Raw genomic sequence first — 23,672 nt, 5'->3', positions numbered from 1 at the left:
GCGCAGAAATGACGAAGGGCAAGGCTTGAGCGCCTTGCCCATTTTTACATGATCCGGCGCTTTTTACCGGTGCGCGCCTTGTCAGATATTCAGACGCGTGACCTTGGTGCCCGCCAGCGAGACGTCGGCCATCAGGCCCGCGTTGGTCAGCACGAAGGCTTCGACCGGGTGCGTGGCCGTGTTGGTGTCGACGACACCGTTTGCGCCCACGGTCACGAGCGCGACCGAAGCGTCGGCCCCCGCCGCCCAACCGTCCGTCGCGCGGAATTTGTCGAGTGCGTCCTGCGTCATGAAGGCGAAGATGAGCGCCTTCGACTGAGCGCCGGCCTGCAGGCCGAACGAGCCCGACACGGTGCTGTAGTAGCCGACCGTGGCGCCGCCCACGCGCAACGCACCCTCGCCATACTGCGCGCCGACGATGAAGCCGGCCTGCAGCACTTCGGGGAACACCAGCACGCCGCGCGACTTCGCGAGGAGTTCGTGCGAGCCTTTCACGGTCGAATACAGCCGCGAGAGGGTGCCGTCCACAGACGCGTCGATCGACTGCCGCTTGGACATGTTCTGCGACGCCGTGGAATTCGAATTCGTCGTGGTGGTGCAGCCCGCGAGCGTGAGACCGCCCGAGGCAAGGGTCACCGCCGCCGTCAGCATGAAGTTGCGTCGTTGCATTTGGTTATCTCCACACGAATGAGAGTGCGGGAAAGATTGAGCAAGCTACATGCCCGACCTCTCCGCTTCCGTTGGCCAAAGCCCGCATCGGGCGACAGCCACGTCGCCGTGGCTTGATTGTGCCCGAATTCCGTGTGAGGCGTCCGTTGGAGAACAAACCTGGACATCATGCCCACCGACGGACCGCGGATCGCCAATCAGGGTTTAGTGGCCTGCCAGGACGAGTCGGGATCGAATGCCTTGATCGCCGCTGCCGTATGCGCGCCGTTCGGCCCGAGGTTCTTCTGATAAAGCTGGCCGTCCTGGTTGATGATGAAGCTCATCACACCGGTTTTGCCGTATTGCGCCGGCCAGGCCACGAGCGCAAAACCGCCGCTCAGATCCCCGTTGTCGAGATAGCTGCGCGCGCCGCCACTGGCGTGCGGTCCCTGCGCGGTGAGAATGCGAAAGTGATAGCCGTGATACCCCTCGGTCGGCGTGATCTTCGCGTTGCCCGGCATGGCTGCCGCGAGCGGCCCAAGCGGACTTTCGGTCTCGCCCGGTTCGACCGGCCAGTACAAACCGTCGTGCGTGCCCGGCGTGCTCACGAGGCGCTGCGCATAGTGCTGCGTGAGCTTGCGATAGTCGTTCTGCGCGTCGACGTAGGCGAGCGAGGTGAGCATGGCAGCACGCTCGTTGCGGCCGATGCGGCGCGTGAGAATTTCGCTCGCGCCTTCACGCGGGTCGAAGTGCCAGCCCGTGCCCGACTGCACGATGGGGATGGGCAGCGTCCAGCCGCTGTCGCCCACCTCGACGTGAGCGCTCGCCTTGCCGGCAACCGGCGTGGCATCAGGGACGACGCGATGACCCTTCGCCCAGGCGCCAAGGTAGTCGTCGATATCGTCCTGACCGATGTTTTGCGTGGGGATGAACTCGGTGAAATCGTTGCCGAGCACACGCTTCATGGCGCCCTGGTCGTTGGTCGCGAGTGCATCGGTGAACGCGTTCGCCGCGGCTTGGGGCGTGGAGAAGACGGCCTGTGCGTAGACGGCGGCGCCGCCGAACTGGGCGGGCAGCAGTGCGGGCGCGCCAAAGAGGGCGAGTGCCGTACCGAGCGCGAGCGCGTAGTCGTGTGGCAGGCGGCGTGCGGAAATGCGGATCATTTTTAGACTCCTCATGATATTCAACGTTATCGACGGCCGAAGTGACGTCCGCCACCCCCGCCGCCACCGCCGAACCCGCCACCACCACCATGGAAGCCGCCACCGCCTCCGCCGCCGTCGAAGCCGCCATGGCTCTGGAGCGCTTCACGGCTTTGCTGGCCGCGTTGTTGTTCGAGGCGCGCATTGGAGCCATCGCCCGCACCGCGTAACGCGTTGTCGCGATTCATGCTCTGTGCACGGTTGTTGAGATCGTTCGCGCGGTTCGCGTTTTGCGCGCTGTTCTGCCCGCGGTTATTCAGCTCGTTGCCGCGGTTGGCGTTTTGCGCGCCATTCTGGGCGCGGTTGTTGAGCCCGTTGCCGCCGTTGGCATTCGGCCGGCCGCCTTCCTGGATGCCCTGGAGTCTTTGCTGGGCATTGCCGCTCATGTTCTGGCCGGTGCGGTTCTGCAGGGTCTCCATAGCCTGCGAGCGCGACTGGTCGTAGCCCCGGTACTGGTTGCGCTGTCCGTTCAGGTTCGCGTTGTTGTAGTTCTGGCGGCGCTCGACATTGGCGTTGCGATTCCAGTTCGCCGTGCCGTTGTTCGAGTTGATGCGGTTGTTGACGTTGATGTTGTTGTAGCGATTGACGTTGATGTTCACGTCGTGGTTGTTCCAGTTGAAGCCGCCCCACAACGAATTCGCGACCGCGATGCCGGCACCGAACGCGAGCCCGCCGACGAACCCCGACGCGATGGCGTAGCCCGGAGGCGGTGGCATATACACGGGCGGATAGGCCGGATACGGCCATACGCCAAAAACCACCGTGGGGTTATAGGTCGGCACGTACACCACCTGCGGATTCGCAGGCTCGATCACGATGGTCTGCGTGGTCGAAGTGCTCGAGGCCGGCTGGACCACGACCTTTTGCTGCTCATTGGACTTGAGGTTGCCCGCCTTCTGCGCCTGCACGCGCAGGCGCTGCACCGAGTCCATCACGTCGTTGGGCTGCGCGAGAAACGCCTTGCCGATCTGCTGGACCCAGTCGGGCTTCGAAGCCATGGTTTCGAGCACCTGCGGGAACGCTACGAGCGATTGCACACTCGGGTCCCACGGCTGCGAGGCGACGGCCTTCACTGCGTCGTCGCCCTTGAGGTTCGGGTTGGACTTTGTCCACGCGGCGGCAGCGGACACGTCTTGCGGGAACGTGGCGGCCATGAGGACCTGCGCGAGCAACGCGTCGGGATAGAGCGCGATGGGCGCGGTGAGGGAATCGAGCTGCTGATTCGAAAGATGCGCCGCGTTCTGCGCAAGCGCGGCAGTGGGCCCGAGCGGCCCCACGAAGAGCGGCGCGCCCGCGAGTGTGGCACACACGAGCCAGGCAAGACGCTGGCTTGCACCGGATGTTTTCACGTTATGGTCCTCCCGGTTACGAGCAATGGTTCTGATACGCGCAGGGATCGAACATTCGCAAACCTCAAGCGATCCTTACTGTCTCGACGCCCCGACGGCGTGGCTACAAAAAATAAAGGCGCGAGACTCGCAGTGTCAACCGAAGATCTGTTGCAACACGGCGATTAAGCGACGTGCATCAACGAGAAGGAAACTACGTTGGGCGTAACAATATCGTGAATACGAATTAGACCGCGCTGGAGTGCGATTGCGACTCGCCGGCATTCAAGTGCATACGTACGAAACCCACGTGTTCGCGCAACACGTAAAACGCATCGGCGAACGCGAGCGGCATGCGCAGCGTATTGAGGGATCGCTCGATCTCGTCGAGTTCTTCGATCAGCGCGCGCCGCTGTTCTTCGTTCGTATGCATGCGCGCGTCGCGCTCGATGGCGATGAGCGCGCCATAGTAGCGATAAATGCGCGAGCGCACGCGCCAGCGATACAGCGCCGGTATCGTGCGCAACGCGGGAATCACGAGCACGGCCAACGGCAGCAGCAGCACGAGCAGACGGTCCGTCACGCTCGCGAGCCAGAACGGCAGCGCGCGATAGAGAAAGCTCTTGCCCGACTTGTAGTAGCGCGTGGCGTCCTCGCTCACGCGAAAGTCGTGCACCGCCGGGCTCGGAAACTGGCCCTCGCGCTGCAGGATGCCGGGCGCGCCGTTCACCTCGCCTGCCGCTTCGATGAGCAGATCGGACAGCGCGGGATGCAGCGTATCGCGCGCGACGAGTTCGACGGTCGGGCCGATCAGATGCACCGTTTCGCGTGGCTGGCGCCTGCGCAGATCGAGCACGCCGGGCGGCAGGTCGACGTCCTCCAGATACGGAAAGAGCCGCGTATAAGCGGCCGCTTCGTCGAAGCTCATCACCGAGATGCCGGGAATATCGAGCAAACGCAGCATGAGCGCGCGCGTGGTCGAGTCGCCGCTCAGCATCGCGGCCTCCACGCGGCCGGAGACGAGCGCCGTGGCCGCATCCATGCCGTCGAGCGGCAGGAACGTGGAGTCGCCGCCGGGATCGATGCCGTTCGCGGAGAGCAGCTTGAGCGCCAGCTCGCGCGTGCCGCTGCCCACGCGGCCAATGGCGATGCGCTGGCCGTCGAGTTCGGAGAGCCGTGTGAGGCCCGAGCCGCGATAGAAAACGACGATAGGCAAATAGGCCACGCTGCCGAGCGACATCAGCGAGCGTGTGTCGATACCGTCGGCGACACCGCCCTGCACGAACGCGAGATCCACATGCTGCTGCGGATCGAGCAGGCGCTGCAGGTTCTGCACCGAGCCGTCCGATTCGAGGATGTTGAGCGTCACGCCATTGCGCGCGAGGATCGCGCGGTAGGCTTGCGCCATCTGCATGAAGGAGCTGTCGGCGGGGCCCGCGCTAATCGTGATCGTGCGCGGCGGCGCGGGATCGACGAGCCAGAAGACGAGGCCGACGACCATCGCGCAGAACAGGGCCACGGGCAGCGTAGTCAACGCGATATCGCGCCAGGCTGGATGCGCGTGGTCACGCAGAAAGTTGGGCGGCGGTCGATATCGTCTCATGAGAACCCGGCGGCAGAGCGTCAGACTCCTGGAATTCTCATGATGCCATTTTCGCGCCAGATCTGATTGCTGGCGTGGCCGCCTTCCCTCAAGGGCTTACGAAACGCGTGCGCGGTAACCGGTGTGTCAGCCCGACGCAGCCTTCGTCAGGGCAAACAGCTCGGTGCGCAGCGCCTTCGCGCGGTCGCGCTTCATGTGCTGCTCGAACTCGGCCTGCGCGTCGAGCCATAACGCATGCGCCTTGTCGTAGCGACGCAAGCCCGCAGCCGAAAGCCGGTAGACCAGCGTGCGGGTGTCGTGCTCGGCCGCCGCCGTGAGCACGAGGCCGTCGCGCTGCAACGGCTTGAGCGCCCGCACGAGCGTCGTGCGGTCCATCACGAGGTCGTCGGAGAGTTCGGCGGCCGTGGCGTCGGGCCGGCCCGCGAGGCGAGAGAGGATGGTGAACTGCGCGGCGGTCACGTCGGCCTGCGAGAGGTGCCGCTCGTAAAGCTGCGTGACGAAACGCGCGGCCTGCCGCAGCGCAAAACAGTTGCATTCCTCGCGTGTGATCCGCTTCGTCATCGTGTTCCCCGCCTGTTACCCAGTTCGTATCTCAGCCCCACGCGCCTCACGTGGCCCGGCCATCATACTTTCTCGAGCGCGAGCGCGATACCCTGGCCACCGCCGATGCAAAGCGTCACGACGCCGCGACGCAACCCGTCGCGCTGCATCGACCAAGCGAGGCGCGTGGTGAGAATCGCACCCGTCGCGCCGATGGGGTGGCCGTGCGCGATCGCGCCGCCTTCCACGTTCACGATGTCCTCGGGAATGCCGAGCTGCTTCATGACCGCGAGCGGCACCGCCGCGAATGCCTCGTTGATCTCGAAGCGTTCGACGTCAGCCAGCGACCAGCCGGCGCGCCCCAACGCGAGTTGCACGGCGGGCACGGGGCCAAGACCGAACAGGCCCGGCTCCACCGCCGCGACGCCCCACGCCACGAGCCTGACCATCGGCGAGAGCCCCTCGGCTTCGGCAAAGCCGCGCTCGGCCACGAGCATGGCGCTCGCCGCGCTGTTCAGGCCGGGCGCGTTGCCCGCCGTGATCGTGCCGTCCGGTCGAAACGCGGGACGCAGTTTCGCGAGCCCTTCGAGCGTCGTGTCGGGGCGCGGCGCTTCGTCGGTATCGATGCGCTCCATGCCCTTCTTGCCCTTGATCTCCACCGCGACGATTTCTTCCTTGAAGCGCCCCGCCGCTTGCGCGGCAGCAAAGCGTTGCTGCGAACGCGCGGCCCAGTTGTCCTGTTCAGCACGCGTGAGCCCGGCCCGCGTCACGAGGTCTTCCGTATGCCAGCCCGAATGCTGGCCCGAAAACGCATCGACGAGGCCGTCGCGCAGCATGCTGTCGTGAATCTCGGCGTTGCCCATGCGATAGCCCCACCGCCCGCCGTCCAGCAAGTACGGCGCGCGGTCCATGTTCTCCATGCCGCCCGCGAGCGCGACGTCGGCAAGACCCAGCATCACTTCCTGCGCAGCGCTCGCAACGGCTTGCGCACCGGAGCCGCATACGCGGTTCACCGTGAGCGCGGGCACCTGAACCGGCACGCCGCCGCCAAGCTCGGCCTGACGCGCGGGATTCATCTTGTTGCCCGCCTGGACCACGTTGCCGAGCACCACGGAGCCGAGCCGCGCCGGGTCGAGCTTCGCGCGCGCGAGCGTTTCGCGCACCGCCGCCGCGCCTAGCTCCGTAGCCGGCACGCCCTTGAACGCACCGTTGAATCCGCCAATTGCCGTACGCACCGGCTGGCACAAAACGATCTCGCGTGTACTCATGGTCGACTCTCCTTTCATATGCGCTGTTCCACTACCATTCTATGTATGCATATGCACACTATCAAACGATTTTGTGGAACAAGCGCTCGCGTGCGCTGGCACGATTGATGTCGTGTCCAGCGCACGCGGGGTGGTAAAACCGTTGCCGCTACGTTACGGTGCGGCCGGGAAATCGAGCGTCGTATCGTTGACGCGGTTCACGAGGTTCGTGAACGTGATCGACGTCACGGCGAGCGCGATTTCCACGATCTGGCGTTCGGTATAACCGGCTTCGCGAATCGCGCTAACTTCCGCTTCGGGCACCGTGCCGTGCGTCTTCACCAACAGGCGGACGAAGTGCACGAGCGCGTCACGCTTCGCGTCGCCGGTGGCTTCGCCTGCGCGGACCGCCTTCATCGTTTCCGGCGCGAGCCCGGCGAACTTGCCCGCCAGCGTGTGCGCGGCGAGACAGTAATCACAACCCGCCACTTCGCTCACCGCGAGCTTGATCGCTTCGATGTCGGGCTTCGACAGCGTGCCGGCGGAGATCACGGCCTCCATGTTGAGCAGCGCGCCGAGCGCTTCGGGGCTATGCGTGCCGATGGTGGCGTAGGCGTTGGGCACCTTTCCCACGGCCTTGCGGATCTTTGCAAAGATTTCAGCGGCGGCGCCGGTGGCGGCTTCGGGCTTGATGGCGGAAAGACGGGACATGTTTTGCTCCTTTAACGTTGCGGGTCGCGAGCGGGTGTCTGTGTCGCGCTGCCATCGTCGATGGCATGGATGCAGTGTAGTCGCGCACCGTCGCGCTTTTAATGCCAGAATGGCGCGACTTCATGCTCGATCGTCTCACTCGCCCACCATGGATCTGCTGAGCCGCCTTCTCGCGCTGATGCCCGTTGCCGGCCGCCTCGACGTGCGCTGCCATTTCGGCGCGCCCTGGCGCATCGACGATCCCGCTGCGAAGGAGCGTGAAATCCGCTATCACGTGCTGCTTGCGGGGCGCGCCATCGTCGAGGACGCGCACGGCGCGCCCGTCGCGCTCCATGCGGGCGACATCGTGCTGTTTCCCTCGGGCAGCGCGCACGTGCTGCACGACGGCAGCGGCACGGCGCCCGCCGTAGTTGCCAGGCGGATGGAAAACGGCGTGAGCATCGAAACGAATGTGGGCGATGGCGCCATCGCCGACGTCCTGTGCGGCCGCTTCCTGCTGCCTGCCGTGCCGCAGCGCCTGCTGCGAGAGAATCTGCCGGCGCGCCTCGTCGTGCATAGCGCGCGCGACGGCACGCAGGCGCCCGAACGTCTCGTGCGCCTGATCGCGCTGTTGCGCGACGAAGCGTATGAGGCGGCGCCGGGCAGCGAGTCGCTCGTGAACCATCTGTCGGGCGCGCTGTTCGGGCTCACACTGCGCTACGCCAGCGCCGGAGACGCCCCGCCGCGCGGCCTGCTCGCGCTCGCGCAGCGGCCGCGCCTGCAACCCGCCATCGACGCCATGTTCGAAGCGCCCGGCAAGTCCTGGACGCTGCCCGAGCTTGCCGAGCTTTGCCACATGTCGCGCGCGACCTTCGCGCGGCACTTCGACGAGGCCATCGGCCGCTCGGCCGCCGACGTGCTGACCGATATCCGCATGACACTCGCGGGCCGCATGCTCGCGCAGAGCAACGACAGCGTGGCGGAGATCGGCGAATTCGTCGGCTACCAGTCGGACGCCGCGTTCCAGCGCGGCTTCAAGCGCCACGTGGGCATGACGCCGGCGCAGTGGCGCTCGCTGGCGCGCGAGGCGGCTTCCAGCGCTTGAGCGCAAAGTCATGGCTTCTGGCCGTGCCGTCTAGCCGCCGTGCGCGGGCGTTTCCTGCGCGAGCACCACGTCGCCGCTCTGGCTCCAGCCGCCGCCCAGCGACCGGTAGAGCGCCACCGCCGCTTGCGCGCGCTCGCGCTGCGCGTCGTTGAGCAGGTCCTGATCGGCGAGCAAGGTTTGCTGCGCGCTCAGCACATCGAGAAAGTCCGTGGCGCCGCCCTTGTAGAGCTGGTTAGCGAGCTTGAGCGATTGCGCCGACGAAGCCAGCGCGTCGTTCAACTGCTGCGTCTGGCTCGCCGTGCTCACGAGATCGCTGCGGCTGTCTTCCACTTCGCGCAGAGCCTGCAGCATGGTCTCCTGCAGATTCAGTTGCGACTCGCGCATGCGGCTCTCGCTCTGGTCGATGTCGGCCGTGATGCGCCCCGCGTTGAAGATCGGACTCGTCGCGCCGATCGCCGCACTAAAGAGGTTATCCGTGAGCGTGGGCATGCCGAGGTAGGACGCCGCGAGAATGCCGTCCGTGAGATTGAGCGTGAACTTCGGATAACGCTCGGCGCGCGCCACGCCCACTTCCGCCGCGCGCTGCTGCACGGTGGCGTAGGCGGCCTGCACGTCGGGGCGGCGCAGCAGCGCTTCGGAAGGCAGCATCTGCGGCACGCTCGCGGGCACGCCGGGAATGGGCGCCGTTTGCGCGAGCGCGAGCTGCGCCACCGACTCCGGCGTGCGTCCCGTGTACACCGCGATCAGGTTCAACTGATGATCGATGCTCGCCTGCGCCCGCGGAATGCGCGCCTGCAGTTCGCTTAGCTGCGTTTGTGCGCGTGCCACGTCCAGTTGCGTGGAAAGGCCGTATTTCAGGCGGTCTTGCGTGAGCAGCAAGGTGTGTTTGCGAATCTCCAGGTTATCCTGAAGGATCTTCAACTCTGCCTGTGCATAGCGCAGATCGACGTACGCCGAGGCCGTATTCGCCGCCAGCGCGAGACGCACGGCATCGAGCGCATGCTTCTGGCCCACGAGGTTCGCTTGCGCCGCGAGCAGGTCGAGCCGCTCGCCGCCGAACACGTCGGGCGACCAGCTCAGCGCGAGACCCGCGCCCGCCTGCTTCACATAGCCGAGCGGCGGCGGCGTGTTCTGCCGCGTATAAGCGCCATGCGCGGTGAAGTCCAGTTGCGGCAGCAGCGCCGCGTGCTTTTGCGTCGTGATCGATTGCGCCTGCTTCACGCGTTCGGCGGCGGCCTTCAAGTCGAGATTGCCTTCGAGCACCGTGGCGAGCAGCGTATCGAGCGTCGGGTCGCCGAATTGCGCCCACCAGGCGCGCGCTTCGATGGCGTCCTGCGGCGCGTCGATCCGCCATGCCACCGGCGCCGTTTCGTGCACCGTGGCGGGCAGGTCGGGATGCTGCGCGGGCTGCACCGCGCATGCGGCGAGCACGGCGGCCGAAAGCAGCGAGAGTACGAGACGCATGGGAGTCGATGAGCGTTCAGGGGTTTTCATGGGGCACCTCAATGGGCGTCGGGCGGCGGGCCACCCAGCGAAATCGGCTTGGAGAACGCCACGCTCGCAATGGCGACCAGGAAGCAAAGCGAGAGCACGAAGAACGTATCGGAGAACGTCATCACGAGCGCTTCGCGCAGAACCAGTGCGTGCAGTTGCGCGAGGCCCGCTTCGGCGGCATCGAGTGCATTGCCCGCCACGGACGACCAGTACGCGGTACGGCCCGCCAGCAGCAGCTGCACCTGCGGTGCGCCGCCGGTCACGCTCTCGTTCAGGCGCAGATAGTGAAAGTTGAGCCGGTCGTTGAGCATCGTCGCGCTCACGGCAATGCCGATCGCGCCGCCCAGGTTGCGCATGAGATTGAAGAGACCGCTGGCCGACTTGAGCCGCGAAGGCGGCAGCGAACCGAGCGACATCGTGACGATAGGCGGAATGGCGAACTGCTGGCCAATGCCGCGCAGCGCCTGCGGCACCAGGAACTGCTGCCAGCCCCAGTCGTGCGTGAGCGGCACATACAGGTAGCAGCCAAACCCGAAGCAGATCAGCCCGAACAGCATCAGCGCGCGCATGCTGAAATAGCGCGTGGCGAAGGCGTAGACGCCCAGCGCGAGCAACTGGAACACGCCCACCGAAAGCAGCGACAAGCCGATCTGCAGTGAACTGTAGCCGCGCACTTCCGCGAGAAAGAGCGGCGTGAGATAAACGGCCACGAAAATGCCGATGCCCGTGACAAACGAAAGCAGACTGCCAATGCCGAAGTTGCGTACGAGCAGCGCGCGCAGATCGACGATGGGGTCCTTCGCCGTGAGCGCGTGAACGATGAAGAGAAAGCCGCAGATCGCGGAGATCCACGTACAGGCAACGATCACGTCGTCGCCGAACCAGTTCTTGCGCGGGCCTTCTTCGAGCACGTATTCGAGGCACCCGAGAAAGCCGCACATGAGCACGATGCCGAGATAGTCGCCCCGCTTGAGCAGCGAAAGATCGGGCTTGTCGATGTTCACGTACTTCGGCACGAGCGCAGCCACCGCAATACCCGGCACGAGGTTCAGATAGAACAGCCAATGCCACGACCATTGATCGGTGATCCAGCCGCCGATCACGGGCCCGAGCGTGGGCGCGAGCGAGGCGAGCGCGCCAATGGTCGTGGAGGCGACGAGACGCTGCTTGCCGGGAAAGAGCACGAAGGCCGTGGTGAACACGGTGGGGATCATCGCCGCGCCGAGTGCGCCTTGCAGGCCGCGGAACACGATCATCGAGTTGATGTCCCAGGCGAGGCCGCACAGCATGCTCGTGATGGTGAAGCCCACCGCGGAGGCCACGAAAAGCCAGCGCGTGGAGAACACCTTCGAGAGCCAGCCCGACATGGGGATCACCATGATCTCGGCAATCAGATAAGCCGTCTGCACCCATGAGAGCTCGTCCTGGCTCGCGGAAAGACCGCCGCCGATGTCGCGCAGCGACGAAGCGACGATCTGGATGTCGAGCGTGGCCATGAAGAAGCCGATGCACATCAGCGCGAACGCGAAGGCGCGTTGCGCCATCGGCTGCAGATGGGGAGCGAGTGTCGGGTCGGCGCTGGTCGTGGCGTTCATCGTCGTGGCCCCTTCAATGCGCTTGCGTGAGATGCACTTTCACGGTCGCCGAAAGACCGGGCCGCAGCGCGGCTTGCAGGTCCGCCGGCGCATTCGCGTCGACGCGAATGCGCACCGGCACGCGCTGCACGATCTTCGTGAAGTTGCCCGTGGCGTTCTCGGGCGGCAGCACGCTGAAGGTCGCACCGGTGGCGGGCGCGAGGCTCTCCACGGTGCCGTGCAGCGTGCCGCTGGCCGCGTCGAGCGTCACGTCGGCACGGTCCCCTGCGTGCATCTTCTTCAACTGGTCTTCCTTGAAGTTCGCGTCCACCCACAGGCCCGTGGCAGGCACCACGGTCAGCAGCGGCGCGCCCACGTTGGCAAGCGTGCCCACCCGCGCCGTACGATTGCCGATGTAGCCATCCACGGGCGCGGTCAAGGTCGTGTATTCGACGTTCAGTTGCGCGAGGCGCTGGTTGGCCTCGGCCGTTGCGACACGCGCCTGGGCGTCGTTGATCTGCGCGGCCAGCACGTCGAGCTGGCGTTGCGCCGCCAGCACCGCCGCGCCGCTTTGCGCAACCGACGCCTGGGCCTTCGCGTAGTCGGAATCCGCGCGCTCGACCAGCTGGTTCGAGACCGCGTCGTCCTTCACCAGTTCGCGGTAGCGCGTCTGGTCCTGACCGCTGCGCGTGAGTTCCGCATTCGAGGCGCGCACTTCGGCCTGGTGCTGGTTGATCACCGCTTCCTGCAACGTGCGCCTCGCCTGCAACTCGTCGACCGCGGCGCGCGCGCTCGCCAGCTCCGCGTTGGCCTGGGCGAGCTTCGCGTCATAGTCGCGCGAATCGAGACGCAGCAGCACCTGGCCTGCGTGCACGCGCTGGTTGTCCTGCACGGGAATCTCGGCGACGAAGCCGCTCACGCGCGGCGCCATCACGGTGACATTGCCGCCGACGTAGGCGTCGTCGGTGGTCTCGACGAAGCGCAGCACAAGGAACCAATAGCCGGCGGCAGCCGCCAGCACGAGAGCGACCGCGCCTAGCGCGAGACGCATGCGCGAGATGCGCGTACGCGCTCTCGCTTGCGTGGGCTCGACCACGACGGAAGTGGAAGGACTCGACATGACGTTTACCTGTGCATATACACTACTAAAGATGAAAAAAACGCCGCGATGGGAACAAGCGCGACGCAACCCACAAATCCAACCGAAAACGTTAAACCGCCCGTGTGATGCGAAACAGCTCGCGCCGCAGCCACGCGGCGCGTCGTGCGCCAAAACGGCGCTCGAATTCGTCCTGCGCCGCGCGCCAGTGGTCGTGCGCCGCTTCGAGGCGCGTGCGGCCCGCTTGCGTGAGCGCGAGACGGCGGCGTCGTTCGCCGCCGTCCGGCGCATCGGCCACGAGCGCGCCTCGCAGGAGCGGCCGCAAGGCGCGCACGAGCGTGGTGCGCTCCATCACCATCGAGCGCCCGAGTTCCGCCATCGTGAGACTCGACGCACGGCCCAGCGCGCCGAGAATGCTGAACTGCGTGGGCGTGAGTCCTGCCGCGCTCAAGTGCCGCTCGTAAAGCTGCGACAGATGCCGCGCGGCCTGGCGTACGGCAAAACAATCGTCGTGCTCGGGTGACTGGTAGATGTGCATATGCACAGAGTAGGCGGCAATCAGGCCCCGAACAAGCCTTACGCACGGCATCACATTATGGCCGCGGCGACAATAATCGCGGCCATGCTTTCAATTAGCCTTCGCCTCCAGGGCCGCGTCGTGCGTCACGTCATCGAAAAACGCCGTGGCGTGGTCGATGAACGCGCGCACCTTCGCCGGCAGCAGCGTGCGCGTGGTATACGCGAGGCGAATCTCGATCTGCATGTCGACGAGCGGGAAGTCGTCGAGTACCGTCACGAGCTTGCCCGCCTCCAGTTCCTCCCCGACGAGCGCGGTGGGGAGAATGCCGATGCCGAAGCCTTGCAGCACCATCGCGCGGTTGAACTCGGGATTGTTCGAGGCGATTTCGTGGTGCAACGGCACGACGACTTCCTCGTCGCCCACGCGAAACGCGATCGCGGGCTTGCGCATGGAAGGCGGCATCGGCACGAACACGTGGTCGACGAGGTCGGCAGGATGCCTCGGCGTGCCACGCGCTGCGAGATACGCGGGCGTCGTGACGAGCGCGAGCGGAATGCGCTCGAGCAGGCGCGTGACGGTCGATTCGTTGTTGAGCATGAACGGCAGCACGAGGCCGAGATCGTAGCCGTCCGCGATGAGATCGACGGGGCGCTCGGTGAGGATCACGTCGAGCGTCACCTTGGGATGCGTGCGCTTGAAGCTGGCGATGAGCGGCACGAGGCGATTGACCGTGGCCGTGGTGTGCGCGACCAGGCGCAGCACGCCGCTCGCTTCGCGCGTTTGCACGGTGGCGTCGGCCTCCAGCGCATCGAGATCGTCGAGCACGCGGCAGCAGCCTTCGTAGAAGCGCTCGGCCGCCTCGGTGAGCGACACCGCGCGCGTGCTGCGATGAAAGAGCCGGCTGCCAAGGCGCTTTTCGAGGCGCGCGATGGCGCGCGAGACGACAGGCGTGGTGAGGCTGTGCATGTCCGCGGCGCGCGTGAAGCTGCGCGCCTCGACGACGGAGCGGAAGATCCGCAGGCTGTCGATGTAATCCATGGTCGTGAGGGGAATGGTGTTGGCGTAGCTTAATGCGTTTCAGTCGCCCTCGCCGAACACCTCCGCACAAAACGCCCGCCCCTCGTCCGACAAACTCGCCGTGCCGCTCCCATCTTCGGCCTGCGTCGTCACCACGAGGCCGCCGTCTACGAGCGCCGTCAATTGTCTGCGCAATCCGCTCATCGGCACGCCGGCCTGCTTCGAGAGTTTCGCGAGCGACCATGCGCGCCCCTGGCGCTCGTGTTTCTCGCATTCCGCGCGCCACAACTGCTCGAGCACCGCGATCAGCACCGGGTCGACGCCCAACTCGTCAGCGTCGCCGTCTTCGCGTTCTTTATCTGCGTTCATCGTCTGTCTCCTCATGCCATCTTCGCGGCCATTTCGCCTAGCGTCTTCAGCGCGGCTTCGGTCTGCGCGTTCCATGGGTAGCTGTAGTTCAGCCGGATGTAGTGGTGATACTCGTTGCGCATCGAGAACATGTAGCCTGGCCCGATGGTGATGCCCTGCGCGAGCGCCGCCTGATAGAGCCGCATCGAATCGACGCGCGGCGGCAGTTCCACCCACAGCACGTAGCCGCCTTGCGGCTCCGAGGTGCGCGTGCCCGCTGGAAAGAAGCGCTCGACCATCGCCCGCATGAGCCGCGCCTGTTGCCGGTAGAAGCGCCGCACGCGGCGCAGATGCCGGTCGTAGCCATCGTGGCGCAAGTAGTCGGCGAGCGCCACCTGGGGAACCGAGGGTGTCGTGAGCGTGTTGAGGAACTTGAGCTTTTCGACCTGCGCGCGGTAGCGCCCCGGCAGCGCCCAGCCGATGCGGTACGAGGCAGAAAGGCTCTTCGAAAACGAGGCGCAATGCAGCACGAGGCCGCGCATGTCGAACTGCTTGAGCGTGGAAGGACGCGTCTGCCCGAAGTACAGCTCCTGATAGACGTCGTTCTCGATCACGGGCAAGTCGTGCGCCTCGGCAAGCGCCACGAGCCGCGCCTTGTTTGCGTCGGGCATGCGAAAGCCGAGCGGATTCTGGAAGTTCGGCATCACCATGCAGGCCGCGACCTTCTGGCGCGCCAGCACGCGCTCCAGCGCGTCGAGGTCGATGCCGGTATCCGCGTGCGTGCTCACTTCGATCGCGCGCATGCCCAGACGCTCGATGGCGTGCAGCATGGCGTAGTAGGTGGGCGATTCGACGGCCACCGTGTCGCCCGGCCTGGCCACGGCTTGCAGGCTCAGGTTGATCGCCTCGGTCGCGCCCACGGTGATGACGATTTCCTCGGGATCGACGCTCACGCCGTTTTCGGCATAGCGCCGCGCGATCTGGCGGATCAGTTCCGGGTTGCCGGGCGGCAGGTCGTCGATCAGGTTCCAGCTCGCATGGCGGCGCGCAATCGCGTTGGCGTACTGGTTGATGCGCCGCCAGGGGAACAGCGCCGGGTCCGGGTACGGCGAGCCCAGCGGTACGGCGTCCCGCGCGCCGATGCTGCGCAGCGTGGAAAGCACGAGCCGGCTCACATCCACGTTGGCGGGCACGGGTTGCCTCGGCGCGCTGGCGCGGCGCGGCTTGCCCGGCGAGGCGGCGTCCTTGCCCTCTGCGCCCTGTGCGCCCTGTACGCCCGCCGCGCCGCGCCCTTGCGGTGCGCCCACGCGCGCGCGCACGAAATACCCCGATTGCGGTCGCGACTCGATCACGCTGCGGCTTTCCAGCAGCGCATAGGCGCGCAGCACCGTCTTGATGCTCACGCCGTGCTGCTGGCTCGCGCGCCGCACGGAGAGAATGCGCTCGCCGGGGCCGAACACGCCGCGGCGCACGGCGGCTTCGATATCGTCGGCGAGTTGCTCGTAGCGGGTCACGTTCGGGTCGTTCCGGTCATGTTCAATCAGGCGAAGGGGTAAAGCCACGCGCGCGAGGCCGATGCCGATCCCGGCAAGTCTATGACAAAACACCGCAACTGTATCCCTTGCTTTTTGGTTTTTCTGTGATCTCCGGGAGCACAGGAACACAGTAGCCTTGAGTCATCGGGCAGACCGCCCTGGAAGACGAAAAGCCAACCGCATCATGAAGAAGCCGCAAGGTCGCATCGAGCCGTATCATCATCCCGCCGCCGGCTGGGGCGCGCTCAAGCAGGTCGCCATCAACCTGATCAAGGAGAAGGTGACGGGCGGCAATTACCGCACGCTGCTCAAGCAGAACCAGCCCGACGGCTTCGACTGCCCCGGCTGCGCGTGGCCCGACCGCGAGCACGCTTCCACGTTCGAATTCTGTGAGAACGGCGTGAAGGCCGTGGCGGCGGAGGCGACCAGCAAGCGCGTGACGCCGCACTTCTTCCAGGAGCACACGGTTAGCGAACTGATGGCGCAGTCCGACTACGAACTGGAGCAGCACGGCCGCCTGACCGATCCGCTCGTGTACGACGCGCTGCAGGACCGCTACGTGCCGATCGAGTGGGACGACGCGTTCAAGCTGATCGCGAAGCACCTCAACGCGCTCGACGACCCGAACCGCGCCGCGTTCTACACCTCGGGCCGCGCGAGCAACGAGGCCGCGTTCCTCTACCAGCTCTTCGTGCGCATGTACGGCACGAACAATTTCCCCGACTGCTCGAACATGTGCCACGAGGCCACGAGCCGCGGCCTGCCGGGCACGGTGGGCATCGGCAAGGGCACGGTCACGCTCGACGACTTCGAGCACGCCGACACCCTGCTCATCTTCGGCCAGAACCCGGCAACGAACCATCCGCGCATGCTCGGCGAGTTGCGCGAATGCGCGAAGCGCGGCGCGACCATCGTCTCGATCAATCCGCTGAAGGAGCGCGGGCTGGAGCGTTTCGCGAGCCCGCAGCACACGCTCGACATGCTCTCGCCCAAGGGCGTGCAGATCAGCTCGGTGTTCATCCGTCCGCGCGTGGGCGGCGACTTCGCGCTCATCAAGGGCGTGGCCAAGCGCGTGGTCGAACTCGACGACGAAGCGCTCGCGCAAGGCACGGAACGCGTGCTCGACGTCGATTTCATCGCCGAACACTGCGTGGGCTTCGACGCATTCGCCGCCGACCTGCGCGCCGAATCGTGGAACACGATCGTCGCCGAAGCGGGCGTGCCGATCGACGAGGTGCTCAAGCTCGCCGACATCTACGTGAAGGGCAAAGCCGTCATCTCGACATGGGGCATGGGCCTCACGCAGCACAAGAATTCGGTGGCGACGATCCAGTTGCTTTCGAACCTCATGATGATGCGCGGCAATATCGGCCGCCGCGGCGCGGGCCTATGCCCCGTGCGAGGCCATTCGAACGTGCAGGGCGACCGCACGGTGGGCATCGAGGAAAAACCCACGCAGGCGTTCCTCGACCGTCTCGGCAAGGCCTACGACTTCGAGCCGCCGCGCGAGCACGGCTACGACGTCGTAGAAACGATTCACGCGATGCTCGAAGGCCACGTGAAGGTGTTCATCGGCCTGGGCGGCAACTTCTCGATCGCCACGCCCGACACGCCGCGCACGTGGGAGGCCATGCGCGCGTGCGCGCTCACGGTGCACGTGACGACGAAGCTCAACCGCAGCCACCTCGTTCACGGCCACGACGCGCTCATTCTGCCCACGCTCGGCCGCACCGAGATCGACCTGCAGAACGGCGTGCCGCAAGGCGTGAGCGTCGAGGACTCGATGAGCATGGTGCACATCTCCTACGGCATGAACCGGCCCGCTTCGACGAACCTGCTTTCGGAAATCGCGATCGTCGCGCGCATGGCGCACGCCACGCTCGGCAGCGACAAGGTAGACTGGCTCGACCTCGCCGCCGACTACGCGAAGATCCGCGACGGCATCGAAAAAGTGTTCGACGGCTTCGAGAACTACAACGAACGCCTGAAGCACCCGGGCGGCTTCCACCTGGGTGTGGCCTCGCGCGAGCGCGTGTGGAAAACGCCGAGCGCCAAGGCACAGTTCGTCGTGCACGCCATCGCGCTCGATACGCCCATTCATCGCGCGCGCGCCGAGCACGGTCCGCGCCTCATGACGCTCATGACCACGCGCTCGCACGATCAGTACAACACGACGATCTACGGTCTCGACGACCGCTATCGCGGCGTGTACGGCCTGCGCCGCGTGCTGTTCGCGAACCGCGAAGACATGACGATGCTCGGCTTCGAGCCGGGCCAGCACGTGGACATCACGAGCGTGTGGGACGACGGCGTCGAGCGCCACGTCGAGGACTTCATGCTGGTGGAGTACGACATTCCACGCGGCTGCCTCGGCGCGTACTACCCCGAGACCAATCCGCTCGTGCCGCTTTCGTCCATTGCAGACGGCGCGGGCACGCCGACTTCGAAGTCGATTCCGGTCCTGCTGACCCCGGCGAAGGCTATCGATCACGCCATCGCGGCGTGATGTCTGATCCCAAAGCCCCGGCAATGGCGCCGGGGCGTTTTTGCATGCGCTGCGCTTAGCTTGCGAGCTTGCGGAACGTTTCCAGCACCGCTTCGCCCTTGAACGGCTTCACGATCCAGCCGCGCACGCCAGCCGCCTTGCCGCGCTCCTTCATGGCCGGGCTGCTTTCCGTGGTCAGCATGACCACGTTCACGGCCGTATTCGCGAGTTCGCTGCGAATCTTCTCGACCATCGTGAGGCCGTCCATGTTCGGCATGTTCACGTCGCTCACCACGAGCTTCACGCCGGGGTTCGAGCGCAGCTTCGCCAGGCCGTCCTTGCCGTCCACGGCCGTGTCCACGTCCAGACCGTTCTTGCGCAGAAAGCCGGCCACTTCGTCGCGCACCGTGCTCGAATCGTCCACCACCAGAATCTTTGCCATGCTGTCCCTCTCTGTTGCGCCGCGTTGGGCGCGCATTTGATCAAAATAATTCGAGTTCGCCGCTGGCCTGCTCTTCGACGGCAGCGGCGGCGGCCTGAGCGGCCGTCTCGTCAAACCCTTCGCGCGACCAGCCGAGGCTGAACACGAACCGCTGGTCGATCACCACTTCGCGGCCCGTATCCGGGCACGTGAGCCGGTACTTGATGCACAGCTGCGGGTTGTCAGAGCCAAACGACAGATAGCGCCGCCGATGATTGATGAGCAGCGGCACCTGCACCTGCGCGCGGCCCCAACCCGCCTCGCCGGCTGCGTGTGCGTTACCCAGGTAGCGGTTGCGGAACGCACCCCACACGAGATTCGTGAGCTCGGCGAGCACGCCGTTCACGTCGCGGAAGTCGCTCGCTTCATCGCGGCCCGCGCGCGGCGGCAGCAGTTCGATCAGCGGCGCCTCCTCGGTCTGCATGAGAAGCCAGCCGCGGCACCATGCGGTCTCGATCGGAATCAGCGTCAACACCTCGCCGAAGATGATGCGGTCGCGCACGATGCTCGGCGTGTCCCAGTTCACCTCGAGTCCGGCAAAGAGGCCGCGCAGGCGCCCGAGCGTCATGTCGGTGATGCCGTCCACGAGCGGGTCCGGATAGTCGTGCGAGAACACGTGCGCTTCGAGCGCCGCGATCAACGTTTCGGGATCGCTTTCGTGCCAGCTCGCGCACGGCAGGCGGCGCAACGGCTCGGGCAACGCATCGCCGTGCCCGTTTGCCGCGCGCCGCAGCACGACGGGCAGTTCGGGGCGCTCCGCTTCCAGCGCGACGGCCACCGCCGCCGCGGCTTCGAGCGTGCCGCCAAAGTCCTCGCCTAGCAGCACGCCGCCCAGGTCGTAGTGCGTCTTCAGCGCCGCAGAGAGCGCATCGCGTCGCACCGACACGCACACGCAATCGTGTGCGGCTGCGGTTTGCGCGATCGCCTCGGCGCGCGCCGTATCGCTTTCCAGCAGCAACAGCTTGCTGACTGGCTTGTTCGTGTTCATGTTTCCTTTCTCTGCCTTCAAAACAACTCGAGTTCGCCCGCGCTGTCGTGCACTTCGACTGCGGCGGTGCTCGCCACGAAATCGAGCGGCGCCTGCGTGCAGACGCACAGCGTGGCGCCAAGCCGGACGTCGTGATCGATCGTGAGCGCGTACGACTGCACGTAATCCGGCTTCAGTTCGCGCAGATACGGAAGACATCCACTACTGAGCGCATAGGGCGTGGACATGCCGAGGTCGGGGAAATGCTCGACCAGCCGCTGGTTCATGGCCCCGCAGCACAGATTGCCGAACTCCATGAAGCACTCGGTGAGCGCACGCGCGGCGTCGCCCACGTAGTAGCGCCGCGTGCGCTCGTCATCTTCGAAGTGCAGCAGCAACAGCAGGCGGAACTGCATCGACGAAATCGTCAGCACGACCAGGTGCTCGCCCTGGGGCGCGTCGCCCGCACGAGGCTCGATTTCACAGCTGTGCTGCGCGTCGGTCACGAGACGCATGCGCGCCGCCGCGAAAAAAATCCGCTCGATGCTGTCTTTCGCTTGCGTGCCGATCATGCGTGCGCCCCGGCGCGCGTCGCTTCGAGCTGGTGATGCAGCTGCTGCGTCGACGCTTCCACGCTCGCGAGCGTCGCCGCGATCATCTTGCCGCCCGCCTGAATGTCCTGGAACGTCGCGGCCGTGATGAGGTCGTTGCGGTTCAGGCTGTCGCGGTAGCTCTTCGAGAGTTCCTGCGAACGCGTGGCGAGCGAGCGCACTTCACCCGCCACGATCGAGAAGCCACGGCCGGCCGCGCCCGCGCGCGCCGCTTCGATCGAAGCGTTGAGCGAGACGATGAGCACATGGCTCACGATCGACGACAGCTCCTGGTTCTTCTTGTGCATGTCGTTGTTCTGCGCCATCAGCGAGATCATCTGCTCGTGCCAGCGCTCGAACGTCGACGACATGAGCTTCAGGCGCGCAGCCTCGCTCGCGATGCGCGCCGCGTGCTGCATGGCGTCGTCACGCTGTGCGCGCTCGCTGGCGAGCGCCGCTTCGAGTGCGTCGGCCACGGACCTGCGCTGCGCGAGTTCCGCGCGCAGCGACTCGATCTGCGCAGCCAGCGACTCGTGTTCGCGTGCGGCGTCTTCCTGCTGCGCCGTGTGGTGCGCTTGAGCCTGTGCAAGCGTGGCTGCGTGCGCGGCATCCTGCGCGCGCGCTGCCTCACGTGCGTGCGTTTGCGCACGCTTGCCCCACAGGACAGCCGCGCCGGCCGCCAGCGCGATAAGCGCTGCACCTTCGATCAAATACGGTAAGACCACTTCCACCCCCGCCATGCGCTAGCCCGCCAGCGCTTCCTCTTGCTTTGCCTGTGTTGCATCCGCCATCTTTACGGCCCACTGCTGCGGCAAACGCACGACGGTCTGGAAATGCCGATAATCGGCGCCCGCGCGATCATCGGTGAAACGCAGTTCGATGGCGCCACCCTCGCGTTCGAGGAAATCGCGCACCGCGTCCATGCCCACGCCGCGGCCGGAGACTTCGGTCACGCTCGTCGCCGTCGAAAAGCCGGGGCGGAAAATGAACGCCGCGATCACGTCGTCGCTCACCGCTTCATAGGCCTGCAGCCAGCCGCGCTCAACCGCAATGCCGCGAATGCGCGCGAGCGCAAGGCCGCGGCCGTCGTCGGCGAGCGTCAGTTGCAGCGCACCGTCGTGCACGTTCACGTCGATGTCGATGTGACCCGACTCGTCCTTGCCGATGGCGCGGCGCTGCGCCGGCATTTCAATGCCGTGGTCGAGCGAGTTGCGCAGCAGGTGCATGAACACGTTCTTCACCGTGCCGGCGGCCTCGCTGCGCAGGCGATAGCCGTTGTCCGCGATCCGCACCACCGGTTCCACCTTGCCGAGTTCCTGGGCGAGCGAGGGCAGCGAGCCGGTCACGCCCGCGAGCGCATCGGCCACGCGCTCGGTGCCGATGGCGCGCAGCGTAGCGCGCAGTTCGGCGCGCATCGCACGCAGGGCCGGCAGGTCGTTGTCGTCAGTGCGATCGACGATGCGCAGCGTCTCTTCGATCGCTTCGCGCGTGACCGTGAGGCTCGCCGCGCCGTTTTGCGCGCCAGCCGCACGCGGGCCGCGCCCGAGGCTCACTTCGTTGATGCTCGAATAGTGCTCGAGCGCCGTCTTCACGCGCTCCAGATCGGCGATCAGCGCCTGCTGGTCCCACGCGTGGCTCGTGTCCTCGCGGCGCAACGCGTCATAGCGCTGCTCGACTTCGTGCACCACGCCCGTGAGATGCTGCAGGCTGTACGTGCGCGCATTGCCCTTGATCGTATGCATGTTGCGGAACAGCGCGGCAATCGCGCTCGTGTCCGCGCAGTCGTGCTGGCGAATGATGTGCTCGTTCTCGTGAATGAAGCTCGTCGAGCTTTCCACAAAGTGATGGAACTTCTCTTCGCTCACCGCGAGAATTTCGCCGATCATTTCGAGGCGGCGCTTCTGCTCGCCCGCTTCGGCCGCGAGTTCGCGCAGCTCCGTCACGTCGCGCACGCACAGCATGAGGCGCACGACCACGTCGTTTTCGTCGGTGATGGCCGACCAGCTCAGGTCGAGCACCTTCGCGCGGCCATCGGGCAGCGTGCGCGTGATTTCGTTCACGAGCAGATGCTGATTGAAGGCGAAGTTCACGTCGTCTTCGCCAAGGCACGCGTGCACGGCGGCGTCGATTTGCGCGAGGGTGTCGGCGTCGAGATCCGTGTGCGAGAACACGAGGTCCATCAGCGAGCGGCCCGCAATCTCGTTCGTTTCGAAGATTGCTTCTAGATACGCCGAATATTCGTTGTGGATCGTCGCGCCTTCGACCACCGTGAGAATGCCCTGCTGCATGTTCTGCAGCATCGCCTGAATGTCGGCGGTCTTGCGCTTGAGCTGCGCGGAGCTTTGCTGGATCTTCTCGATCATGCCGTTGAAGGCGACGATCGAATGACCGATTTCGTCCATGCGGCCCACGGGCACGCGGCGCGTAAAGTCCTGGCTGGACGCGATCTCGCTCATCATGGCCTGCATGCGCGAAAGCGGCCGCGTGATCTGGCGGTAGAGCAGCGCGCCGATGAGCGTGAGCAGCAGCACCGCGCCGCCCGTCACGCCTGCGATCGCGCTCGTCGTGGTGTCGAGCGTGCCGTTGAGCGTGCGGATCGCGTCGTCCTTCTGGCGGTTCTTTTCCACGCGCATCGTCGTCACGATGCCTTCGAGTTCGTCGCGGTACTGCGCGACGTTCGCGAAGAGATAGGCCTGCGCGAGGTCGTTCTTGCCGCTCGCCTTCATCTTCGCGGTGTCGTCGATCGCGGAGAAGTAGTTCGCGAGGCTTTCCTGCGCCTGCGAAACGAGGCCTTCCTGCGCGTGGCTGGCTGCCGCCTTGCGCTGCACGTCGAGCGCGGCGCGCAACGCGGCTTCCTTGTCCTTGAGTTCGTTTTGCGCGAGCGACGCGACCGTGGCGTCGGGTGCGTAGACGAGCGTCATGGTCGCGAGCTGCACGTCTTTCACGAGCGACACGAGGTCAGATGAAGCGAGAGCGCTCGGCACGACGCCCTGGGTAACCTGGCGGACGTCGGTGGCGCTGCGGCGGGCCTGCAAGGCCGCGTAGCCGCCGATGGCGGACAGCGCGACGAACATCAGGACGATGAGTAGCGTGATGCGGTGACGAATGGTCATGTCGAAATCCCCGGGCCTTCGTCGCGCCGGCTGCGCTATGGTTGCGCAGCTCGGGACACGTCGGCCAATTATTCGCGGTGGATTAT

The 23,672-nt window shown here is 65.8% G+C and carries 21 protein-coding genes; 2 read left to right on the top strand and 19 right to left on the bottom strand.

Features of this window, described 5'->3' with window-relative positions; genetic code table 11:
• Positions 1–81: 81 nt before the first annotated feature.
• The 7 genes from AB3X98_RS30220 to AB3X98_RS30190 form a co-directional block, all read right to left on the bottom strand.
• Positions 82–669 carry a YSC84-related protein gene (locus AB3X98_RS30220; protein WP_069261483.1) on the bottom strand — a complete coding sequence of 196 codons (588 nt, stop codon included), beginning with the start codon at positions 667–669 and terminating at the stop codon, positions 82–84.
• A 197-nt stretch (positions 670–866) separates the two neighbouring features.
• Positions 867–1,811, bottom strand: coding sequence for a DUF2950 domain-containing protein (locus AB3X98_RS30215; RefSeq protein WP_368604985.1), 945 nt, complete (start codon positions 1,809–1,811; stop codon positions 867–869).
• Positions 1,812–1,837: 26 nt separating this feature from the next.
• Entirely contained in the window at positions 1,838–3,199 is a 1,362-nt protein-coding gene (locus tag AB3X98_RS30210; RefSeq protein ID WP_368604986.1) for a DUF3300 domain-containing protein, read from the bottom strand.
• Positions 3,200–3,425: 226 nt separating this feature from the next.
• Complete coding sequence (locus AB3X98_RS30205) at positions 3,426–4,781, bottom strand: TAXI family TRAP transporter solute-binding subunit (RefSeq protein ID WP_368604987.1); 1,356 nt, start codon at positions 4,779–4,781, stop codon at positions 3,426–3,428.
• A 126-nt stretch (positions 4,782–4,907) separates the two neighbouring features.
• A complete protein-coding gene (locus tag AB3X98_RS30200; protein WP_069261486.1) occupies positions 4,908–5,342 on the bottom strand; it encodes a MarR family winged helix-turn-helix transcriptional regulator in 435 nt (144 codons plus the stop codon).
• A gap of 62 nt (positions 5,343–5,404) precedes the next feature.
• A complete protein-coding gene (locus AB3X98_RS30195; protein ID WP_368604988.1) occupies positions 5,405–6,589 on the bottom strand; it encodes an acetyl-CoA C-acyltransferase in 1,185 nt (394 codons plus the stop codon).
• 153 nt (positions 6,590–6,742) lie between these two features.
• Positions 6,743–7,279, bottom strand: coding sequence for a carboxymuconolactone decarboxylase family protein (locus AB3X98_RS30190; protein WP_069261488.1), 537 nt, complete (start codon positions 7,277–7,279; stop codon positions 6,743–6,745).
• Positions 7,280–7,427: 148 nt separating this feature from the next.
• Here AB3X98_RS30190 and AB3X98_RS30185 point away from each other — a divergent pair, with 148 nt between their 5' ends.
• Positions 7,428–8,363, top strand: a complete 936-nt coding sequence (locus AB3X98_RS30185; RefSeq protein WP_368604989.1) for an AraC family transcriptional regulator — start codon at positions 7,428–7,430, stop codon at positions 8,361–8,363.
• A 30-nt stretch (positions 8,364–8,393) separates the two neighbouring features.
• Here AB3X98_RS30185 and AB3X98_RS30180 read toward each other — a convergent pair whose 3' ends face one another.
• The 7 genes from AB3X98_RS30180 to AB3X98_RS30150 all read right to left on the bottom strand — a co-directional run bounded on the left by AB3X98_RS30180 (position 8,394) and on the right by AB3X98_RS30150 (position 15,929).
• Positions 8,394–9,857: an efflux transporter outer membrane subunit gene (locus AB3X98_RS30180; protein ID WP_368604990.1), complete on the bottom strand. Its 1,464-nt coding sequence runs from the start codon at positions 9,855–9,857 to the stop codon at positions 8,394–8,396.
• A gap of 8 nt (positions 9,858–9,865) precedes the next feature.
• Complete coding sequence (locus tag AB3X98_RS30175) at positions 9,866–11,401, bottom strand: DHA2 family efflux MFS transporter permease subunit (protein ID WP_141710551.1); 1,536 nt, start codon at positions 11,399–11,401, stop codon at positions 9,866–9,868.
• Between the two features lie 64 nt (positions 11,402–11,465).
• Positions 11,466–12,551 carry an HlyD family secretion protein gene (locus AB3X98_RS30170; RefSeq protein ID WP_368604991.1) on the bottom strand — a complete coding sequence of 362 codons (1,086 nt, stop codon included), beginning with the start codon at positions 12,549–12,551 and terminating at the stop codon, positions 11,466–11,468.
• Between the two features lie 91 nt (positions 12,552–12,642).
• On the bottom strand, positions 12,643–13,068 hold the full coding sequence (locus AB3X98_RS30165; protein ID WP_069261493.1) for a MarR family winged helix-turn-helix transcriptional regulator: 426 nt from the start codon (positions 13,066–13,068) through the stop codon (positions 12,643–12,645).
• 90 nt (positions 13,069–13,158) lie between these two features.
• Complete coding sequence (locus AB3X98_RS30160) at positions 13,159–14,088, bottom strand: LysR family transcriptional regulator (RefSeq protein ID WP_368604992.1); 930 nt, start codon at positions 14,086–14,088, stop codon at positions 13,159–13,161.
• A gap of 39 nt (positions 14,089–14,127) precedes the next feature.
• Positions 14,128–14,436 (bottom strand): helix-turn-helix domain-containing protein, encoded by a 309-nt coding sequence (locus AB3X98_RS30155; RefSeq protein WP_069261495.1) that lies wholly within the window; start codon positions 14,434–14,436, stop codon positions 14,128–14,130.
• Between the two features lie 11 nt (positions 14,437–14,447).
• Positions 14,448–15,929 carry a PLP-dependent aminotransferase family protein gene (locus AB3X98_RS30150; RefSeq protein WP_368604993.1) on the bottom strand — a complete coding sequence of 494 codons (1,482 nt, stop codon included), beginning with the start codon at positions 15,927–15,929 and terminating at the stop codon, positions 14,448–14,450.
• 205 nt (positions 15,930–16,134) lie between these two features.
• Here AB3X98_RS30150 and AB3X98_RS30145 point away from each other — a divergent pair, with 205 nt between their 5' ends.
• Positions 16,135–18,456 carry an FdhF/YdeP family oxidoreductase gene (locus tag AB3X98_RS30145; RefSeq protein ID WP_368604994.1) on the top strand — a complete coding sequence of 774 codons (2,322 nt, stop codon included), beginning with the start codon at positions 16,135–16,137 and terminating at the stop codon, positions 18,454–18,456.
• A gap of 55 nt (positions 18,457–18,511) precedes the next feature.
• Here the strand turns inward: AB3X98_RS30145 and AB3X98_RS30140 are convergent, their stop codons facing one another.
• The 5 genes from AB3X98_RS30140 to AB3X98_RS30120 are packed head-to-tail and all read right to left on the bottom strand — an operon-like array spanning position 18,512 to position 23,586.
• Positions 18,512–18,877 carry a response regulator gene (locus AB3X98_RS30140; RefSeq protein ID WP_028229743.1) on the bottom strand — a complete coding sequence of 122 codons (366 nt, stop codon included), beginning with the start codon at positions 18,875–18,877 and terminating at the stop codon, positions 18,512–18,514.
• Between the two features lie 40 nt (positions 18,878–18,917).
• Complete coding sequence (locus tag AB3X98_RS30135; RefSeq protein ID WP_368604996.1) at positions 18,918–19,904, bottom strand: chemotaxis protein CheX; 987 nt, start codon at positions 19,902–19,904, stop codon at positions 18,918–18,920.
• 17 nt (positions 19,905–19,921) lie between these two features.
• Positions 19,922–20,455, bottom strand: coding sequence for a hypothetical protein (locus AB3X98_RS30130; RefSeq protein WP_069261498.1), 534 nt, complete (start codon positions 20,453–20,455; stop codon positions 19,922–19,924).
• On the bottom strand, positions 20,452–21,213 hold the full coding sequence (locus tag AB3X98_RS30125; protein WP_141710538.1) for a methyl-accepting chemotaxis protein: 762 nt from the start codon (positions 21,211–21,213) through the stop codon (positions 20,452–20,454). Before AB3X98_RS30125 ends, AB3X98_RS30130 begins: the two co-directional genes overlap by 4 nt.
• Positions 21,214–21,216: 3 nt before the next feature.
• The gene (locus AB3X98_RS30120; RefSeq protein WP_368604997.1) at positions 21,217–23,586 is read right to left on the bottom strand and encodes a HAMP domain-containing protein; all 2,370 of its coding nucleotides are present in this window, start codon (positions 23,584–23,586) and stop codon (positions 21,217–21,219) included.
• Between the last annotated feature and the right edge of the window lie 86 nt (positions 23,587–23,672).

It is taken from the genome of Paraburkholderia sp. BR14312, assembly GCF_040948675.1.
Lineage (GTDB): Bacteria > Pseudomonadota > Gammaproteobacteria > Burkholderiales > Burkholderiaceae > Paraburkholderia > Paraburkholderia nodosa_A.
The sequence above is the reverse complement of the archived record's forward strand: the minus strand, read 5'-3'. Positions and strand labels throughout refer to the sequence as shown.

Excerpts from the sequence above, each read along its gene's own strand:
- AB3X98_RS30220 (WP_069261483.1), bottom strand. The coding sequence starts at position 669 with ATGCAACGACGCAACTTCATGCTGACGGCGGCGGTGACCCTTGCCTCG.
- AB3X98_RS30215 (WP_368604985.1), bottom strand. The coding sequence starts at position 1,811 with ATGATCCGCATTTCCGCACGCCGCCTGCCACACGACTACGCGCTCGCG.
- AB3X98_RS30205 (WP_368604987.1), bottom strand. The coding sequence starts at position 4,781 with ATGAGACGATATCGACCGCCGCCCAACTTTCTGCGTGACCACGCGCAT.
- AB3X98_RS30200 (WP_069261486.1), bottom strand. The coding sequence starts at position 5,342 with ATGACGAAGCGGATCACACGCGAGGAATGCAACTGTTTTGCGCTGCGG.
- AB3X98_RS30195 (WP_368604988.1), bottom strand. The coding sequence starts at position 6,589 with ATGAGTACACGCGAGATCGTTTTGTGCCAGCCGGTGCGTACGGCAATT.
- AB3X98_RS30190 (WP_069261488.1), bottom strand. The coding sequence starts at position 7,279 with ATGTCCCGTCTTTCCGCCATCAAGCCCGAAGCCGCCACCGGCGCCGCC.
- AB3X98_RS30185 (WP_368604989.1), top strand. The coding sequence starts at position 7,428 with ATGGATCTGCTGAGCCGCCTTCTCGCGCTGATGCCCGTTGCCGGCCGC.
- AB3X98_RS30180 (WP_368604990.1), bottom strand. The coding sequence starts at position 9,857 with ATGAAAACCCCTGAACGCTCATCGACTCCCATGCGTCTCGTACTCTCG.
- AB3X98_RS30175 (WP_141710551.1), bottom strand. The coding sequence starts at position 11,401 with ATGGCGCAACGCGCCTTCGCGTTCGCGCTGATGTGCATCGGCTTCTTC.
- AB3X98_RS30170 (WP_368604991.1), bottom strand. The coding sequence starts at position 12,551 with ATGTCGAGTCCTTCCACTTCCGTCGTGGTCGAGCCCACGCAAGCGAGA.
- AB3X98_RS30165 (WP_069261493.1), bottom strand. The coding sequence starts at position 13,068 with ATGCACATCTACCAGTCACCCGAGCACGACGATTGTTTTGCCGTACGC.
- AB3X98_RS30160 (WP_368604992.1), bottom strand. The coding sequence starts at position 14,088 with ATGGATTACATCGACAGCCTGCGGATCTTCCGCTCCGTCGTCGAGGCG.
- AB3X98_RS30155 (WP_069261495.1), bottom strand. The coding sequence starts at position 14,436 with ATGAACGCAGATAAAGAACGCGAAGACGGCGACGCTGACGAGTTGGGC.
- AB3X98_RS30145 (WP_368604994.1), top strand. The coding sequence starts at position 16,135 with ATGAAGAAGCCGCAAGGTCGCATCGAGCCGTATCATCATCCCGCCGCC.
- AB3X98_RS30140 (WP_028229743.1), bottom strand. The coding sequence starts at position 18,877 with ATGGCAAAGATTCTGGTGGTGGACGATTCGAGCACGGTGCGCGACGAA.
- AB3X98_RS30135 (WP_368604996.1), bottom strand. The coding sequence starts at position 19,904 with ATGAACACGAACAAGCCAGTCAGCAAGCTGTTGCTGCTGGAAAGCGAT.
- AB3X98_RS30130 (WP_069261498.1), bottom strand. The coding sequence starts at position 20,455 with ATGATCGGCACGCAAGCGAAAGACAGCATCGAGCGGATTTTTTTCGCG.
- AB3X98_RS30125 (WP_141710538.1), bottom strand. The coding sequence starts at position 21,213 with ATGGCGGGGGTGGAAGTGGTCTTACCGTATTTGATCGAAGGTGCAGCG.
- AB3X98_RS30120 (WP_368604997.1), bottom strand. The coding sequence starts at position 23,586 with ATGACCATTCGTCACCGCATCACGCTACTCATCGTCCTGATGTTCGTC.